The organism is Vibrio sp. 1401 (assembly GCF_033340295.1).
The window spans coordinates 1-780 of the sequence record NZ_JAWOWF010000277.1; the positions used below are offsets into that span (position 1 = coordinate 1).

Annotated in this window: 1 protein-coding gene; it reads right to left on the reverse strand. The window is 44.9% G+C overall.

All coding sequences use genetic code 11. The annotated features are described in order from the left end of the window. A partial coding sequence (locus tag R7Z77_RS25085; protein ID WP_318137011.1) for a biotin/lipoyl-binding protein occupies window positions 1–692 on the reverse strand: 692 nt, incomplete at its 3' end. Window positions 693–780 lie beyond the last annotated feature (88 nt).

Below are 780 nucleotides of genomic sequence, written 5' to 3' on the forward strand. Positions count from 1 at the left end.
GCCAACGGTTGGGTGATATCCAGTTCTTTCTTCGCGTATTGGTAGCTTTGGCGTAAGTTGCGCACTCGCGCTTCAATTTCGACCAAGTCTTGCTGTTTTTGCTCAAGTTGTTGATCGATCACCGACAGTTGGTTGCGTAGGTTATCCAAATCTTCGAGGTATTCTGCTTTTTGACGCTGAGTTAATTGTGGCTGCGTCTCTTCCAATACCGGTGGGAAAGTCAGTTTGCCGTAATCGAGAACGACGCTTTTTTCCCAATCTTGAATATTAAAATCGCGATTGACGGCAACGCTGTTGATAGAAGCAGAAAGTTGTAATACCGAGGCGGTCAGGTTGGCAACTTGTTGTTCACGTTCGCGGTAGTCCGAGCGAAAACGAGTATCGTCGATCAACAGAAGTTGCTGGCCTTTTTTCACCAGTTGGCCTTCTTTCACCAGAATTTCTTTGACGAGACCACCTTCCAAGTTTTGGACTACTTGGATTTGAGAAGAGGGAATTACTTTACCTTGACCGACGGTGACTTGGTCGATCTGTGCCCACGATGCCCAACCAATGGCTGCAACAAAAAACAACACCATAACCCACAACATTAGTCGGGCGCTATTTGGGGTGTTGAGAAGCAGTGCGGCAGTTTTGTCATCGACAAAATCCAGCTCATCATTGCTGAGTTTGTTGTAGTTGTCTCGGCTCATCACATTCTCTGCTTATATAAATACGGATTATCTTTTTGATCTTATTATTATTACCCGATCATGTCAGCATTCCGGCTAATAAAAATAC